Below are 15,100 nucleotides of genomic sequence, written 5' to 3'. Positions count from 1 at the left end.
GACAAAGGGCACCCGCCTACGGTGCCCTTTAAATTTTATACACATTTAATCCCTTACACTGCTCTTTTCTCTGCCTAGCCCCCTGTGATAAAGTGGAAATATTGGGCTTAATACAAATCTGTGGAGGGGGAAAATAAGGACGATTTGCCTGCGCATACGGTCCACTAAGCCTAACCAAACTAACATACATACCTTTTCGTTACGGAAACGAAGAAAGGACGGCTATTATCCATGAATGCTTCTTCTGCTGGCGGATCCAGCACGGCCCCGGACTTGAGCAACATCAAGCGCGGCCCTATTATTGCTACCATCATTATTGGCGCTTTTATCGCGATTCTGAATGAAACCCTGCTGGGTAATGCTCTTCCCGAACTCATGAAAGCTTTCGAAGTTGGCCCTTCGACGATTCAATGGCTGACAACCGCATACATGCTTGTTGTTGGCGTACTCGTGCCGGTAACCGCATTGCTCCAGCAATGGTACACGACGAGGCAAATGTTTATCGGCGCCATGTCATTGTTTTTTGTCGGTACGGTTATCTCGGCCATAGCGCCTGAATTCGGCGTTCTGCTTGTCGGACGCATTATTCAAGCCATCGGTACCGGCCTGATGCTTCCCGTCTTAATGAACACGATTATGGCCATCTTCCCTCCGGAAAAACGCGGCGGCGCCATGGGTCTGATTGGTCTCGTTATTATGGCGGCTCCCGCCATCGGCCCAACGTTGTCCGGTGTTATTATGGACTCGCTGAACTGGCGCTGGCTCTTTATACTCGTTATTCCGCTGGCGGCTTTGTCGATTATTTTCTCCTTTATGTTCCTGAAGAATGTATCCGATATTACTAAACCTAAAGTAGATATCTTGTCCATTCTGCTCTCGACGATTGGTTTCGGCGGCGTCGTATACGGCTTCAGCTCCACCGGCGAAAAAGGCTGGTCCAATGAAGTTGTTATCACTTCGATCGCGATTGGCGCCGTGGCGCTTATCCTGTTTATCTGGCGCCAGCTAAGGCTGGAAGCTCCGATTCTGGACCTGCGGGCGTTCAAATTCCCGATGTTCACGATCGTAACGATCCTGCTGTTTGTCCTTATGATGACTTTGTTCTCGACGATGACTTTGCTGCCGATGTTCCTGCAAGGCGCACTCTTGATGACGGCATTCCGTTCCGGCCTTCTCATGTTGCCAGGCAGTATCGTTAACGGGATTATGGCCCCAATCTCCGGCCTGTTGTTCGATAAATTCGGGCCGCGCATTCTTGTAACGCCAGGCCTCGTTATCGTTGCGATCTCGCTGTGGATGTTCACGGGCATTGACGCGAGCGCAAGCAACGGCCATATTATCTTCATTCATATCCTGATGATGCTCGGCATTTCGCTTGTTATGATGCCGGCTCAAACTTCCGGTCTGAACCAATTGCCGCGCCATCTGTATCCGCATGGCACAGCCATTCTGAATACGCTGCAGCAAGTTTCCGGCGCGATCGGCACGGCGCTGTTTATCAGTATTATGACGAACGGTACGAAGGATTATTTGAAGACTTCTTCCGATCCTACGTCGCCAACCGAGCAAGCACACGGCATGGTTGCAGGCATTCACGATGCGTTCTGGATCGGTCTTATTGTCGCTATCGTTGCGATCATTATCGGCTTGTTCGTGAAACGCACCAAGCCGCCGGAAAGCGATCAGCCTGAAGGCGAGAAAGGCGAGAAACAAGTAAGCATGAGCCATTAACTAAGAAAGAGCCTTCCAGCATAGCTGGAAGGCTCTTGTTGTGTAGCGCCGGTTATTTAAGGAAGCCTTCTTTGAAGATGTTGAGCAGGCTTTCCAACGTTGTAGGGTCGCTGTATGTCGAAGCTTCCGTATCGATCTCGATCACGTGGCCATTCTTAACGGCCGGGATGTTCTTCCACGTGTCCGTGTTCATAAAGGCATTATCATTAGCCGTGCTTCTGCTCAGTACGATATAATCGCCCGAGTACTCGGGAAGAATTTCTTGCGACAGCGTATAGTAGCCAGGACCTTGAGCGTCCTTCGTTACTTTCTCCGGCATTTTCAGGCCCATGGCTTGGTACAATACTTCCGTACCGCGTGCCCAATGGTCTCCAAATACGTAGAAGCTTTTCGCGTCGGTCTCAATAACGGATACCGTTGCGTTCTCGCCGATCTTGGCTTTTACTTCGTCGCCAAGTGCGGCTGCGCGGGATTTGAAGTCGTCAACCCAAGCGGTTGCTTCTTGCTCTTTGCCAAGAATCTTGCCGATTTCAACTTGCTGGTTCAGGTAATCCAATTTGCCCCACGTGAAAGCAACGGTAGGAGCGATCTCGCTTAGTTTGGCAACGTTTTTGCTCTCTGTGCCTACAACGATCAGGTCCGGATCAAGCTCAATGATTTTCTCCAGATCTTCGTCGGATACAACCTCCACGCCTTTCAGCTTGTCGGTGAACAGCGGGCTCATATTCGTCCATTGGTCTACGCCAACAATGTTAGCGCCAAGGGAAATCATGTTTGGTGCGTAAGCCAGCGCTACAATGCGCTGCGGATTAGCCGGAATTTCAACCGGGCCGCTCTCGGATTGATAAGTAACCGTACCGGATGCCGGTTGCTCAGCAGCGGCCGATTCGGATGGCGCAGGCGTTGCCGTGGCTTCCGCAGCTCCGTTATTGGCGTTGTTCGCCGATTTGTTGCCGCAGGCACTCAGAACAACAACAAGCACAAGCAGCAGGATTGCAGGAATAAACTTTTTCATGGTCGAGCTCCCCTTTTATTTATGAATGGCATTAACTACGATAATGATTCTCAATATCACAGTAAATAACTATAAATGGTTATCCCAAGTCTGTCAACGAGTAGAGTGAGAAAAGTTTTCATTGCCAATAAGATAGCCATAAGCGGCAATCCAACGAGAAAATGCCCATAAAAAAACGCATGGGCTTGGCAGCCCATGCGTTTCAATTCGTCGACAGCTTATTTACTTAGCTACGCTCTCCAGCACCTGCTTCACCAGTCGTTTCGGAGCCGCCAGCAAATAAGCTTCCTGAATAATATCGGTCAGTTCATCCCAGTTCGGACCAACCGCCATATCAACCGAAACCCAGCCGTGATGGCCGATATACGGCGTCTTCACATAACCGCCTTGCTCAAGCAGCAGAAACTGCTGCTCCTTGGTAGCTTTGACCGACAAGCTTGGGTGTTCGCTGTTATGGCCCTCCCCCATCATAATAAACGTTTTGCCCCGCACCTTCATGACATCATGGCCAAAGCCGTCAACGATTTGATCCACTTCCGGAAGCTCCGAGCAGATGGTTTGTACCCGCTCCAGCATCGCTTGTCCCCGTTCCGTCTGCATGCTTTATCCCTCTCTTCTCCGATATAAATCCATGCTTTTATACCCTTCGCCTAGAATCACTATGTAAATTCAACTTCTCCACGATCGTCTTGCTCATCTCGAACTTCCGATACCTTTACATGAGCATAGGGCGCTTTGTCGTGGACGAGATTGAGCTGAATGCCATGTTCCAAATAAGCTTTTGCCCCGCACAATACGATCGTAAACCCTTCTGTCGAACCGATGGCTTGCTGCACGATCTCATCCGGTTCGCCTTGAAAGCCGTAATCCGTAACCGTCACATGCGTCTCCGAATCGGACAGCGCGGTAAACGTCCACTCTGCTCTTGTGCCCCAATCGATGAGAATCCGTTTGTTCTCCTCCAGCTCCAATACTTGAACAGGCGCTTTCGCCCCGTACATCTCCCAGACCCATTCCGCCTGTTTGCCCGCTTCCAGCCTTCCGCTCCCTTGCGTGAACCAGAACTTTGTCGTAATTGCCGGATCAATAAAGGCTTCGTACACTTCGCTGGCCGGTCTTCTAATCATCATTTCGGCTTTAGCTGCTACCGGGTTGTTCACGGAGACATCCCCCTCTTTTTATTTATCCCGCTTCTTATAAACCGCTTTGATAAACCCGCCAAATACTTCATGGCTATAGGTGAACCCCTGCTTCAAATAGAAATCAAGCGCGTCTTCGTTGCCGTTCGAGACATAGATAAAGAGCAGATCAACGTCATCAAAGCTTTCCAGCCACTCCATGGACATGGCGAACAGCTTTTTCCCGAGGCCCATGCTCCGGTACCCGTCACGCAAATACAAATTGCTGAGGAAACCGATCTTCTGCGGGAAACGAACCCACTCCGGGTAAAAGCCTTTGCTCACCGCAGGGTCTTGGTTCGGCGCCCATGCCGGCAGCTTATCATCGCCCTGCTCTACTTCTTCAATCGTCGAGAACGCGTAGCCGACCGGCACTCCCTCGTCTCTAACGATAACGACATGGGTGTGAAGCGCATGATCATAGCTTTTTCTCATCCGCGTATCGAAGTTCATCTTATCAAACACTTCAGGCGCCATAACGGCCCGCGACTGCTGGAAGGCCATTAGCTCGTTGCACAGCTCCCTGCACGGCTCGATGTTGCCGTCATTTACAACCTCAATCGTTATATTCCCCATGTCTGCCTCCTGCATGTCTTTCTCTTACAAACATACCTTGAACGGACGACCCGATGCAAACTAAGATTTTACAAAAAAAAGAGCCTCCGCTTAAGAGACTCCTTCGAACGCTTCTATTCAAACAGCTTGCCAAGCGCATCCAGCATTTCGCCCGTGCCATGCTCGCGGATTTCCGGCGTATCATGACCGTCTAGAAAAGCTCCCTGTTCGGTAAAGACGAGCTTCGTGCCGCCATCTACGGCGACCAATTCAATCGTTGTCATCGAGACGGACATCCGGGTATCGTTCATGTCCAAGGTGTAGGTGTACACGATGCGCTCAGCCGGTACGATCTCCTGATACACCGCGTCAAAGGTAAAGACCGGCCCTTCCGGCGGCCCGCCGCTGCTGTATTCGCGCCCGCCTACCCGGAATTCGAATTGATCGGGCTTCGAGAACCACTTGCCTTTTACTTCCGGATTGGACCATGCTTCAAATACCTTGTCCGCATCCGCTTTATAAGTACGTTCCACCACAAAAGTCGCATGTTTCACAAATCTTTCGCCCATTCCAATATTCCTCCCATCATGAATTACAACTCGTCTTTGCCTAGCTCCAGCATGTTGCCAAGCTTGTCCAAACGTTGCTCCCAGCTGATCCGCCGCTCCAGCACGGGCTTCTCAAATTCCATCTTCATCGCCTGCAGCAAGCTGGTAAAATCATCAACCGTCAACCCTCGCTTGCCAATCAGCAGCTTGGAGGCATGCTCCAGCTGTTCAAGCAGCTTTTGCTCCCTGGCGATCTGCTCCTTAATCCGCTCTTTCTGGAGCGTCACCATCTCCAGCGGACTGATCTGCTTGGCGGATAAAGTTTCCTTAATCTCCTCCAGCGATAAGCCCAGCTCCTTCAAGGTCAAGATCTGATGGAGACGGGACAGATCCGTCTCATCATACAGCCGGTGGCCCGAACCGGTCTGCCCGGAAGGCGAGAATAAGCCAATCTGATCGTAAAAACGCAAGGTTCTAACCGTCAATCCCGTCAGTCTCGCGAGGTCTCCGACCTTCCAAAGATTGTTCATGTGCTCACCTACTGACAACTTTATTGTAAAACATGACGTTACGTAAGGTGCAACCCCCATGCTGATTTTACATTAGAAATATATTTGGCGCGAATGAGAAGGAAATAGACAAGTTGAATCAAGAAGAATGCTCCAAGCACCGTCAGCGACGGCTTCATCAGGTTGTATTCGAACATGTTGTGCAGCGCGGTAAGGGCAACCGCCCCGTGAATGACCGCGACTAGAATAGGAGCAAAAAACAGAATAACCAGCTGCTTCGTGAGAACCGTGCCTAATTCGCGATCCGTAAGCCCGATCTTGTGAATGGCCCGGAACTTCCGCTGATCCTCGCCAAGATCGGTATAGAGGCGGAAATACAAGAAGCTGCCTGCCCCAACAAAAAACACAATGCCGATAAAAAAGCCCACAAAGAGGATAAGGCCAAAAAACTGGTCTTGTCTGTATAACTCGTAATCCACGCTCATAAACCAGTTGCCCGATTGGCCAAGCTTGTTTGCGATCTTTTCTCCAGCCGTCTTCAACTGCTCATGCGAACCGGTCACGTCAAATGCATACTGATAGATAACGCTATCCGCCTTCTTCAGTTGATTAAACCGCTCATCCGTCACCACGTAATAGTCTGGCCCCGCCTGAATCGCCGGCGTATCAATGGCCTGCACGGGCTTCAAAGTCAAACCCGTTTCCTTGATCGTAACCGGAGCAAGGCCCGGCTGCCGCGCTCCCATCATAGTACCGCTATAGTGAACGATAGCCGTCTCATCGCCTTGAAGATCGGCCTTCGTTCCTTGCGCTGCCGTGACGAGCTTATTATAAGCAGTCTGCGGAACAACGGAAATCCGCTTGCCGCCGGTCGTCTCCGCATTCTTAATGGTCAACTCGTAGACATGATAAGTGAGGCCCGCTTCATGCAAAGCTTCTTCAATCATTTGCGCATCCTGTTTCGCCGGCTCATCGTAAGAGGTGTATTTCATGGCAAACGGATTATCGCCTTTGATGACATCCGTGTACATGTATTTAAATCCGAACAACGCGCCAATCGCGGAGAAAGCAACCGTCGATAAGATGGCCACCATAAAGAAGGTCCTCGCATTGTCCTTCATCCTGTAAGCAAGGTCCGAGAAGAGGACAATATTCGTCTTCCGCCAGAAAACCGAACGGCTCTTACGCCCCTTATGAACGGCATAAACGCTCAGCTGCGTAAACAAGAAATACGTCCCGATGATCACGACTACCGTTACCGGCACCATCGCATAAAAGACGATCATGCCTTTGGCCAGCAAGGCTGCCGCGTAGCCGCCAACGATCAAGAGCAGCGCAAGCCACGACAGCAAAGCGGACGCTTTCGGCTCCGGCTTGGGTTTGTTGGACCCTTTCAGCAGATCAATAAGCGAGTTATTCCGCAGCACCGTAACCGTAAACAAAGAGATGAGCAGGAACAGCGCCATGAAGGCAGCGCCCGTCAATCCCATTGCTTTGGCCGGAAAATAAAGAGGCAGCGAATCGCCGAGACTAAGCAGCTTATGGGAGGACAAAAGAATAATCTCCCCGAAACCTATGCCGGCTGCGATCCCGGCTACCGTGGAACCAAATCCGATCACGATATTTTCCATAAAGACGAGGCGGCGCAGCTGCATGCCGGTCATCCCGTGCATAATGAGGATGCCGAACTCCTTCTTGCGCGTCTTCAGGAACGAACCCATCGAATAAAGCACAAAGAAAAACGAAAACACGTAAATAACGGACTCTGCAAAATACATCGCCGACATGACAGTGGCATGCATATAGCCATTTTTTAATCCAGGATGAAAAGCCAACATCGAATAAACGAAAAACACCATAACCGAGAACGTACTGCTAAGAAAATATCCCGCGTAAATCCTCCAGTTGCGGATTACGTTGTTAAAAGCAAACCGTCGCAAGCTCACAAGCTAGCCTCCCCGCTCATATTAACCCCATCGTATCAAAAGCGGGAAATAAACGGCTATCGATTAAGCTTACGTTTCCTTACATTATTGAAAGGTTATCGCTTCTTTCGGTAAGCGCCCGGCGACATGCCATACCGCTCCCGGAACAGCCGGTGAAAATAAGCATAGCTGCCAAGCCCGGTCTCTGCCGCAATCTGCTCAAGCGACAAGGCGCTATGGTTCAGCAGATTAATGGCTCGGCCGAGGCGCAGCTGCTGGGCGTAACCGATAATGGACACGCCAAAATGCGCCTTGAACAGATGCACCGCGCGCGAAACGCTAAGCCCCGTATGTTGAGCCACCTGCTGCAGCGTCAACGGCTCCGTCACATGTTCCTCGATATATGTCCTCATTAGCAAAGCATGATAAGCAAGCTGCGATTGATTCTCCGGCACTTCTTCGATTGCGCGGTCGATCAGCATAAGCAGCGACCAGACAAGCGAAGTGAGCAGAGCGGGATTGCCGCCGTCGAGCCTTCTTTTCTCGAGCACAATCTGATGCCAAATCTCCTTCAGTCTTTTGTCCGATGCGATTCTCGTCAGAGGCGGGCGTTTCTTCTCCTCCCACCACTCTTTCATGCCGGGACCGTCGCTAATGATGTAGTAATCAAGAGAGAGGTTTGGCTCTTCGCCAAATCCGATTCTCAAATCGTATTTATCGCCGGGCTGAAACAGGAGCAGATCGCCCGGACCGATGTCCCGCATGCTTCCATCCACAAACGCCAGACAGGTACCCTCCACCTGAAACCTGATAATATAGCTGTCTAATCCATTTCCGGAATGATGATGAAACGGAACGTCATGTTTGGAATAGTCACTCCAAAAAACCTCGATCGTCTTCATAACTGCCCCCTCTACCGCACTGTCTTCTATTGTAGCAGGATGGAATAAAAAAGGAGATGCCCCCATGTCTCCATGGTGCATCTCCTTCTCCGGACAATAGATTGTTAACTCTTGAAATCCGGCTTTAGAAAATTCGGATTAGGGTATTTGTAGAACCCTTCGCCGGTTGCCCGGCCAAGCTTCCCTTTATCGATATATTCGGATTTCAGCAGATCCGCGATGTTCTGGAATTCGGCATCTCCCGTTGCTTTCGCTTTAGCCAGTCCGATGTTGTACGCTGTATTGATGCCAACGACGTCAAGAATCGCAAATGGACCAAGCGGTGCTCCGGTTGCTACCATCCAGGTTTTATCGATCGTTTCCGCATCGGCAATCTCCCGCACGAGCAGTTGCTGCGCCGCTTCGAGCAGAGGAACTAGCAAAGAATTCAAAATATACCCCGGCTGCTCCTTCTGCAGCGGCAAGGCTACCATGCCAATCGCTTTGGCAAAAGCGACCACATCCTCGAACACCCCGTTATCCGTGCCCGGATGCTTCATAACTTCCGCGGTATTGTTCCTCCAGATTTCGTTGGCGAAATGCAGCGCAAGAAACTGGCCTGGGCGTCCCGTTGCTTCCGCGAACTGGCTTGGCAGCAATGTAGAGGAGTTTGTGGCGAAGATGGTGTTCTTAGGAGCAACCTCGCCCAGCTTTTTATAGAAGTCCGTCTTAATCTGAACCACTTCCGGAATCGCTTCGATGACAAGATCCGAGTTCGATACCGCGGCCGCAAGATCGCTATTGTAGGCAATTCGGCTATAAGCGGCGGCAAGCTGCTCCTCCGAGGCATTCAAATCCGCCACATAATGCGACTTCAGCTCGGCCATTCTCTCCTTCGCTTTCGCCAGCGCTTGATCATTAATATCGTAGACCGTCACATCAAATCCTTTGTACGCTGTCTGAAACGCAATCTGACTACCCAATACTCCGCTGCCCGCAACCGTAATATGTTTGTAGTTCATCTTGCACACTCCTTCGTATGAAATAGGCCGCTACCCTTGAAGAGCAGCGACCTTAAGAGCATTATTTCGTCTTGAAGCTAAGGAAGCCGTCATCCACCGGAATGGTTTGGCCGTTAATCGCGCTTGCGCCTTCCGTGAACAGGAACGTCACGACGCTAGCGACTTTCTCCGGTTGAATAAGCTGTCCGCGCATATGCAGAGAACCAAGCGCCGATTTCATGGCTTCGTCGTCGCCAAGAATTGGCGTGTTAATAAAACCAGGCGCAACGCCCACAACGCGGATGCCATATTCGGCGAGCTCGAGAGCGCCCGATTTGGACATCATGACAACGGCGGCTTTAGCCGCGTTATAGTTGAAGCTGCCAAGAGCGGCAGCCGTGCCGTAGATGGACGCGGTGTTGACAATGGTGCCTTGCGCGCCAAGCTCGACCATTTTTTTCGCGCCATAATACATGCCGTAGTAGACGCTGTGCTGGTCAACGTCGATGACGCGGTGGTACGATTCCGGATCCATCTCAAGGAACGGCTTCACGAGGCCAATCCCCGCATTGTTGAAAATGCCGTTCAGGGTGCCGAAGGTTTCGACCGCGAAATCAACTAGAGCTTTCACTTCGTCGCCTTTCGATACGTCAACTTTATAAGCCGCCGCCTTGCCGCCTGCTGCTTCGAGTTCCGATGCAACGGCTTGCGCGCCGTCCAGATTGTAGTCCGCAATAACAAGCGATGCGCCTTTGGCTGATAACTGCAGGGCGGTCTGCTTGCCGATTCCGCTTGCGCCGCCTGTAATAATAATGACTTTGCCTGTGAGTTCTGCCATGATTATGATCCCCTTTGTTGTGAAATGTATGTTCGAATAATCAGCGATTAGGTCAAAATCGATCCGCCGTCGATCACGAATTCTTGTCCAACGATATGCGTAGACAGGTCGGATACGAGATACATCATCAGGTTCGCGATTTCTTCCGCTTCGGCATAACGGCCATCCGGCGTTGTATTCGCCATTTGTTGTCTTGCCGCTTCCGCCGCCTCCTGATTGCCTTGGCCAAAGCCGCTTTCGATCGAGCGCATCATTTGCGTGTTCACCACGCCCGGGCATACCGCGTTAACGCGGACGCCATGCGGAGCCGCTTCAACGCCGGCGGTTTTGGTCATGCCAAGCACCGCGTGTTTGCTCGCGCCGTAAGCCACCATGTTCGGCGTGCCCAGAAGCCCTGCTCCGGATGCGGTATTGACGATCGCGCCGCTCTTGCGGGCCATCATGTGCGGAAGCACATGCTTCAGGCCTAGGAATACGCCGCGTACGTTAATCGCCATCAGGCGGTCAAATATGTCTGTCGGATAGTCGACGAGCGGAACGATTTTGCCTTCCCAACCTGCGTTGTTAAGGAAAATATCGATCTTCCCGAATGTCTCGACCGTTTGAGCGACATAACCTTGAATGTCTTCTTCCTTCGTTACGTCTGCTTTTATAAATACGGCTTCTCCGCCGCTGGCTTGAACTTGCTTAACCGTCTCGTTCCCTGCTTCTTCCGACAGGTCAACCACAACGACCTTTGCGCCGTTGCCGGCAAGAGCCAGCGATGCCGCGCGGCCAATTCCTCCGCCTGCACCCGTCACAATCGCCACTTTATCCGTGAAATCAAACTTTTGCATCAACAATCAGCTCCTATATGAAATGGTTTAATTAGTTCATGAGCGTAAGCGATCTGCTTACCTTTTTATATTAACAGATCACTTTGTCGATTGTCGACAATTTATCCTAAAAAGCTCTTCCATTAACTCCAATTCCCTTTTTTTTAGCGAATGCCTGCCGTCATGAACGCATAAATGGCCGATTGCGCTTGTTCGAATTCCCCAGCAAGAATAGCCGATACAAACTGCTTGAACGGCGGATGGAACTCCTTCATTTTCGCTTCGGTCCATCGTACTTCAACAAAGATGTTCAGAATTAGCGTAGCTTTCTCGTAAAATTTCGCAAGAGCCGCGTTGCTTGCCACCACTACAACATGCCGCAGGACGCGCTCCGCCTTCATCTCATATTCCCGCACGTTGCCTTGCTCGCAAGCGGCATCCGCATCCGCGGCATATTGCTTCAGCGATTGCATGTATTCCGGCGTCCATCGCTGCTGCCCGTACATCACGGCAACCCGAAGAAGCTCCGCCATCATGGAGTTGTAATCCTCAATCTCGGTTTGGGTAAAAGGCTTCACAATCGTTCCGCGTCTCGGAAGACGCTCTACGATGCCCTCCACCTGCAGCAAATATAAAGCTTCGCGAACGGGCGCCCGGCTTGTGTTCAATTCCTTGGCGATTTCCTCTTCGACGATTTTATCGCCCGCATTCAATTCTCTTGCAATGATTTTCTTCAGAATGTATCTATAAATTTGTTGTGGCAAAGACTCCCCAAACGGAGAGTCGGACGGTTCAAATGTATTAAACATTGGCTATGTCTCCCTGTCTCTGATCAAGCTCCTCTCCTAGTTATCCCAAATTAAGCGCGTAAAATCAATATGCCATCCGTTCTGTATAGCTATTATGCAGCAGCATATCCAGACGCTCGCATAACTTGATCCAGTCGAAATGCTCCGCGGCATCCCGTTGCGTGCTGACGCAAACCTCCTCGAGCCGGTCCTTCGCATGGCAAAGCTCCATCAGCCGTTGTGCCAGTTGGATGCTGTCGCCAACCGCATGCAAGGAGCCGTACGCCAAATGCTGATTGACCTGCTTATTGAAATCATCCAGCCGGTGCAGCCTGCTCTCCTGGATCGTGGCCGCGTCCCGGCAGCATTCAATGTCGGAGGCAATTAAATAACAGCCATGCACCTTCGCTTCCGCCAACACATGCGCGTAAGCCTCCACGTTTGACGGCAAGGCAAATATTTTCGATTTCCGGTACCAGTCGCTAAGCACGTCTTTATCCCGCACGAAACCCGGCATAATCATCCGCTCTGCAAGCCACGGATAAATAGCCATGTACTGATCCAAATACATTTGAAAGCTTTCGTCTACCTTGCCCACTAGGACAAGCTTCCAGCTTTGCGGGATATATGGCTCCGCGATTCGAAAAGCATCCAGCAGCACATGCGTATCTTTCTCGGGAATGCCTAGCCGGCCAACCGTCAGAATATAATCTTCCTTCTCCGCAAAGGCCACCGGCAGCTCCGGCGGAGCGCCAAAAAAATAATAACCGTTAGGGATATGGTGGACCGGGACAGCCCATTTGTCCGTTAGATGAGGCACCAGCGTCTCGCTTGTAATCACATCGCAGCTCTTTAAGAAAAGCCGGAACGCCTCGGTTAGCGGCTGTTTGTTCACCCAGACGATGTTGGCATCCAGCTTCAGATAGATTCTGCCTGCCGGATTAAGCTCTTTGTACCTCACGGCGGCATCGTAGTAAAACGCATAAAAACCAAACAGGTATAAAACGTCGATTTTTGTCGCATTTCCCTCTATATATCGCCTCACATCTTCCCGACAATCGTAGAAATTTGTCCCAAAAACCGTTTCTAGGGCACGGTCTGGATGATAGTCGAAGGAAGGCTCCATATATTCGATCTCTACATCTTCATCAAATGCGGCCATGGAAGGCCATAGAGCATCCTCGCGACTTGGCCGGTAGGTCACGTAAACCGCCTTGTACCCTCTATATTTCTGCATCAGATACGGAATCAGGCCCACGTCTTTCGTCAGCAGAGCATCCGTAAAGCAAGGAGCCAGCAAATAAAAGGTTTGTCTTTCTTGCATATTTACACCCCATCCGAACCGTCATACAATCGGTTAAATATATGCTGAAACGGCAAGCGCGATGAAGCCTCTTTCGCAAAATGGCAAAGGCTGCCCCATCGCCGTCCGTCATGCGGATGGCGTTATGGGACAGCCCTAATAATCGTTATTGCGTTGTTGTTGAATCGGCGGGAGCATCCGGCGGAGCAGCTCCGTCTGGAGGTTCGCCGTCAGGCGGCGCTGCCCCGTCGGGCATTTGTCCGTCGCCCATGCCTCGGCCGCCACCGCCGCCCATGCCGCCATGGCCTCCGCGACCGCCGCCCATACCGCCGCCAAATCCGCTTTGAGCCTCCGTAACCCCTGATTCATTCACCCAAGTAATGAGGGAGGAAGCGGTGAAGGAGACAACTTTGGTTCCGCCGCTGTAATCACCGTCTGCGTATAGACCATTAACCGCCATGCCTGTCGACTTGCCGCCAGAGTACAATGTGTACGAAGTATCCTTGGCCATCTCCGGCGTGCTGATGTAGACCGCCTGATAAGCTTTGGAAGGAGCGAATGTCGCTAACGTTTTGCCAGATTCATCTTCCAAGTGAACAAGCGTCCCTGCCTCCTGCGTTTGAGGGAACATCATCAGAACGCCCGCTTGCGTCGAGCTGTCCGATGCGGCCTGCACCATGCCGGAGCTGCCTGCGGCCACAAGCGTGCCGCCAGACATAGTAAAGGTACCGTCATAATCGAGCGCGCCGTTGTTGTTCTCGGTAGGACCGTCCACCATTACCGTACCGCCCGTCATAATGATGGAACCGTTCGCGTCAAGACCATCGCCCGTTGCGTTCACGTACAGGCTGCCGCCGCTGATGGTGAGCAAGCCTTCCGAAGCGCCGCTTGCCGATCCGCCACCGCCTCCGCCAGGGGCTGCTCCTTCTCCGCCGGAACTGTCCGCACCCGTTGCGGCATTAACCCCGTCATCGCTTGACGCAAGCTTAATATCACCGCCCGCTATGGTAATATCGCTTGCTTCGATGCCTTCATAGCTTTTCGCAATGTCGATCGTGCCGTCCGTGATTAAGAGGGCAGTCTCGGCATGAATGCCGTCATCCCCTGCGGAGATGTTGAAGTCGCCGCCCGAGATGGACAAGCCTCCCTTGCTGTGCAGCGCATCCTCGCCTGCCTCGATGTTGTAAGTGCCGCCTTGCAGCACGACCAGCCCTTCTTCGCCTTCCGTATCGTTTGTTGTTTTGATCCCGTGTCCGGCAGCGTTCAGCGTGAAGGAACCGTCCTTCACCGCAACCAGATCACGCCCCATTACGGCGTCGTCGGCTGCTTGAATGTCGAACGTACCGCCGGTAATCTTCAGTTTATCTTTGCTCGCAATCCCGTTGTTGTAATTAGCTTCTACAGTCAGCTTGCCCGTACCGTTAATCGTCATGTCGTCCTTGCTGAATATCGCCGCATTCGGCTCGTCAGTATCCGCATCCGGGAATTCATAATCGGTTCCGTCCGATACCACATTGCTGGTCCCTTCCGGCAAGGACAAGATCAACTTGCCCGCTTCTTCCACATAAATCGGCGAGCTTGTGCTGTAATGAAGCTCCGCTCCGTTCAGGACGAGGCGCACCACGCCTTTGTCCGCTACGTTAACGACAATTCGGCCTTCATTGAGCTTGCCGCTGGCTACATAAGTTCCGGCAGCCGTAATCGTAATGACGCCATCTTTCACTTCCGCCCCGGAGCCGTCAATCGTTGCGCCGGTACCGTTCAAGGCGATGTTCGTCACATCCGATGCGCTCCAGTCCGTATACGCATCATCTTCGTCGTACTTCACATCATCGTCCAATTCAAAGCTTGCCGTTTGAACGGCCGCCTGTCCGCTATTAGACGATTCCGCGCCATTGCTCGTTGCATTCGTATTCGTATTGTTATTGTTATTGCATGCCGTCAAGGCCGCCGCGCATAATAAAATAACGGCCAGCTTGCTTAATCTTTTTTTATGATTCAAGGTTCTCTTCC

Annotated in this window: 15 protein-coding genes; 1 reads left to right on the top strand and 14 read right to left on the bottom strand. The window is 51.6% G+C overall.

Annotated elements, in window-relative coordinates; genetic code table 11:
* The first annotated feature begins 231 nt into the window (after positions 1-231).
* Positions 232-1,731 carry a DHA2 family efflux MFS transporter permease subunit gene (locus QQK89_RS21140; protein WP_284240650.1) on the top strand — a complete coding sequence of 500 codons (1,500 nt, stop codon included), beginning with the start codon at positions 232-234 and terminating at the stop codon, positions 1,729-1,731.
* 52 nt (positions 1,732-1,783) lie between these two features.
* Here the strand turns inward: QQK89_RS21140 and QQK89_RS21135 are convergent, their stop codons facing one another.
* The 14 genes from QQK89_RS21135 to QQK89_RS21070 form a co-directional block, all read right to left on the bottom strand.
* Positions 1,784-2,746: an iron-hydroxamate ABC transporter substrate-binding protein gene (locus tag QQK89_RS21135; RefSeq protein ID WP_284240649.1), complete on the bottom strand. Its 963-nt coding sequence runs from the start codon at positions 2,744-2,746 to the stop codon at positions 1,784-1,786.
* 222 nt (positions 2,747-2,968) lie between these two features.
* The gene (locus QQK89_RS21130; protein WP_284240648.1) at positions 2,969-3,346 is read right to left on the bottom strand and encodes an MmcQ/YjbR family DNA-binding protein; all 378 of its coding nucleotides are present in this window, start codon (positions 3,344-3,346) and stop codon (positions 2,969-2,971) included.
* Between the two features lie 59 nt (positions 3,347-3,405).
* Entirely contained in the window at positions 3,406-3,876 is a 471-nt protein-coding gene (locus QQK89_RS21125) for an SRPBCC family protein (protein ID WP_284240838.1), read from the bottom strand.
* A 48-nt stretch (positions 3,877-3,924) separates the two neighbouring features.
* Positions 3,925-4,500 (bottom strand): GNAT family N-acetyltransferase, encoded by a 576-nt coding sequence (locus QQK89_RS21120; protein ID WP_284240647.1) that lies wholly within the window; start codon positions 4,498-4,500, stop codon positions 3,925-3,927.
* Positions 4,501-4,613: 113 nt separating this feature from the next.
* Entirely contained in the window at positions 4,614-5,048 is a 435-nt protein-coding gene (locus QQK89_RS21115) for an SRPBCC family protein (protein WP_284240646.1), read from the bottom strand.
* A gap of 23 nt (positions 5,049-5,071) precedes the next feature.
* Positions 5,072-5,557, bottom strand: a complete 486-nt coding sequence (locus tag QQK89_RS21110) for a MerR family transcriptional regulator (RefSeq protein WP_284240645.1) — start codon at positions 5,555-5,557, stop codon at positions 5,072-5,074.
* Positions 5,558-5,595: 38 nt separating this feature from the next.
* Positions 5,596-7,482, bottom strand: coding sequence for an FtsX-like permease family protein (locus QQK89_RS21105; protein WP_284240644.1), 1,887 nt, complete (start codon positions 7,480-7,482; stop codon positions 5,596-5,598).
* A gap of 95 nt (positions 7,483-7,577) precedes the next feature.
* Positions 7,578-8,363 carry an AraC family transcriptional regulator gene (locus tag QQK89_RS21100; RefSeq protein ID WP_284240643.1) on the bottom strand — a complete coding sequence of 262 codons (786 nt, stop codon included), beginning with the start codon at positions 8,361-8,363 and terminating at the stop codon, positions 7,578-7,580.
* 104 nt (positions 8,364-8,467) lie between these two features.
* Positions 8,468-9,364: a 3-hydroxyacyl-CoA dehydrogenase gene (locus tag QQK89_RS21095; protein WP_284240642.1), complete on the bottom strand. Its 897-nt coding sequence runs from the start codon at positions 9,362-9,364 to the stop codon at positions 8,468-8,470.
* 61 nt (positions 9,365-9,425) lie between these two features.
* The gene (locus QQK89_RS21090) at positions 9,426-10,181 is read right to left on the bottom strand and encodes an SDR family NAD(P)-dependent oxidoreductase (RefSeq protein ID WP_284240641.1); all 756 of its coding nucleotides are present in this window, start codon (positions 10,179-10,181) and stop codon (positions 9,426-9,428) included.
* 47 nt (positions 10,182-10,228) lie between these two features.
* A complete protein-coding gene (locus QQK89_RS21085; protein ID WP_284240640.1) occupies positions 10,229-11,017 on the bottom strand; it encodes an SDR family NAD(P)-dependent oxidoreductase in 789 nt (262 codons plus the stop codon).
* A gap of 143 nt (positions 11,018-11,160) precedes the next feature.
* Positions 11,161-11,805: a GntR family transcriptional regulator gene (locus QQK89_RS21080; RefSeq protein WP_284240639.1), complete on the bottom strand. Its 645-nt coding sequence runs from the start codon at positions 11,803-11,805 to the stop codon at positions 11,161-11,163.
* A gap of 64 nt (positions 11,806-11,869) precedes the next feature.
* Positions 11,870-13,108: a glycosyltransferase family 4 protein gene (locus QQK89_RS21075; RefSeq protein WP_284240638.1), complete on the bottom strand. Its 1,239-nt coding sequence runs from the start codon at positions 13,106-13,108 to the stop codon at positions 11,870-11,872.
* A 145-nt stretch (positions 13,109-13,253) separates the two neighbouring features.
* Positions 13,254-15,089 carry a carbohydrate-binding domain-containing protein gene (locus QQK89_RS21070; protein WP_284240637.1) on the bottom strand — a complete coding sequence of 612 codons (1,836 nt, stop codon included), beginning with the start codon at positions 15,087-15,089 and terminating at the stop codon, positions 13,254-13,256.
* Between the last annotated feature and the right edge of the window lie 11 nt (positions 15,090-15,100).

The organism is Paenibacillus glycanilyticus, assembly GCF_030161375.1.
GTDB lineage: Bacteria > Bacillota > Bacilli > Paenibacillales > Paenibacillaceae > Pristimantibacillus > Pristimantibacillus glycanilyticus_B.
Note: the sequence above shows the minus strand (reverse complement) of the source record. Positions and strands in the feature narration are given on the sequence as shown.

Bases quoted from the DNA above. Each gene is read 5' to 3' on its own strand.
- QQK89_RS21140 (WP_284240650.1), top strand. From the start codon at position 232: ATGAATGCTTCTTCTGCTGGCGGATCCAGCACGGCCCCGGACTTGAGC.
- QQK89_RS21135 (WP_284240649.1), bottom strand. From the start codon at position 2,746: ATGAAAAAGTTTATTCCTGCAATCCTGCTGCTTGTGCTTGTTGTTGTT.
- QQK89_RS21130 (WP_284240648.1), bottom strand. From the start codon at position 3,346: ATGCAGACGGAACGGGGACAAGCGATGCTGGAGCGGGTACAAACCATC.
- QQK89_RS21125 (WP_284240838.1), bottom strand. From the start codon at position 3,876: ATGATGATTAGAAGACCGGCCAGCGAAGTGTACGAAGCCTTTATTGAT.
- QQK89_RS21120 (WP_284240647.1), bottom strand. From the start codon at position 4,500: ATGGGGAATATAACGATTGAGGTTGTAAATGACGGCAACATCGAGCCG.
- QQK89_RS21115 (WP_284240646.1), bottom strand. From the start codon at position 5,048: ATGGGCGAAAGATTTGTGAAACATGCGACTTTTGTGGTGGAACGTACT.
- QQK89_RS21110 (WP_284240645.1), bottom strand. From the start codon at position 5,557: ATGAACAATCTTTGGAAGGTCGGAGACCTCGCGAGACTGACGGGATTG.
- QQK89_RS21100 (WP_284240643.1), bottom strand. From the start codon at position 8,363: ATGAAGACGATCGAGGTTTTTTGGAGTGACTATTCCAAACATGACGTT.
- QQK89_RS21095 (WP_284240642.1), bottom strand. From the start codon at position 9,364: ATGAACTACAAACATATTACGGTTGCGGGCAGCGGAGTATTGGGTAGT.
- QQK89_RS21090 (WP_284240641.1), bottom strand. From the start codon at position 10,181: ATGGCAGAACTCACAGGCAAAGTCATTATTATTACAGGCGGCGCAAGC.
- QQK89_RS21085 (WP_284240640.1), bottom strand. From the start codon at position 11,017: ATGCAAAAGTTTGATTTCACGGATAAAGTGGCGATTGTGACGGGTGCA.
- QQK89_RS21080 (WP_284240639.1), bottom strand. From the start codon at position 11,805: ATGTTTAATACATTTGAACCGTCCGACTCTCCGTTTGGGGAGTCTTTG.
- QQK89_RS21075 (WP_284240638.1), bottom strand. From the start codon at position 13,108: ATGCAAGAAAGACAAACCTTTTATTTGCTGGCTCCTTGCTTTACGGAT.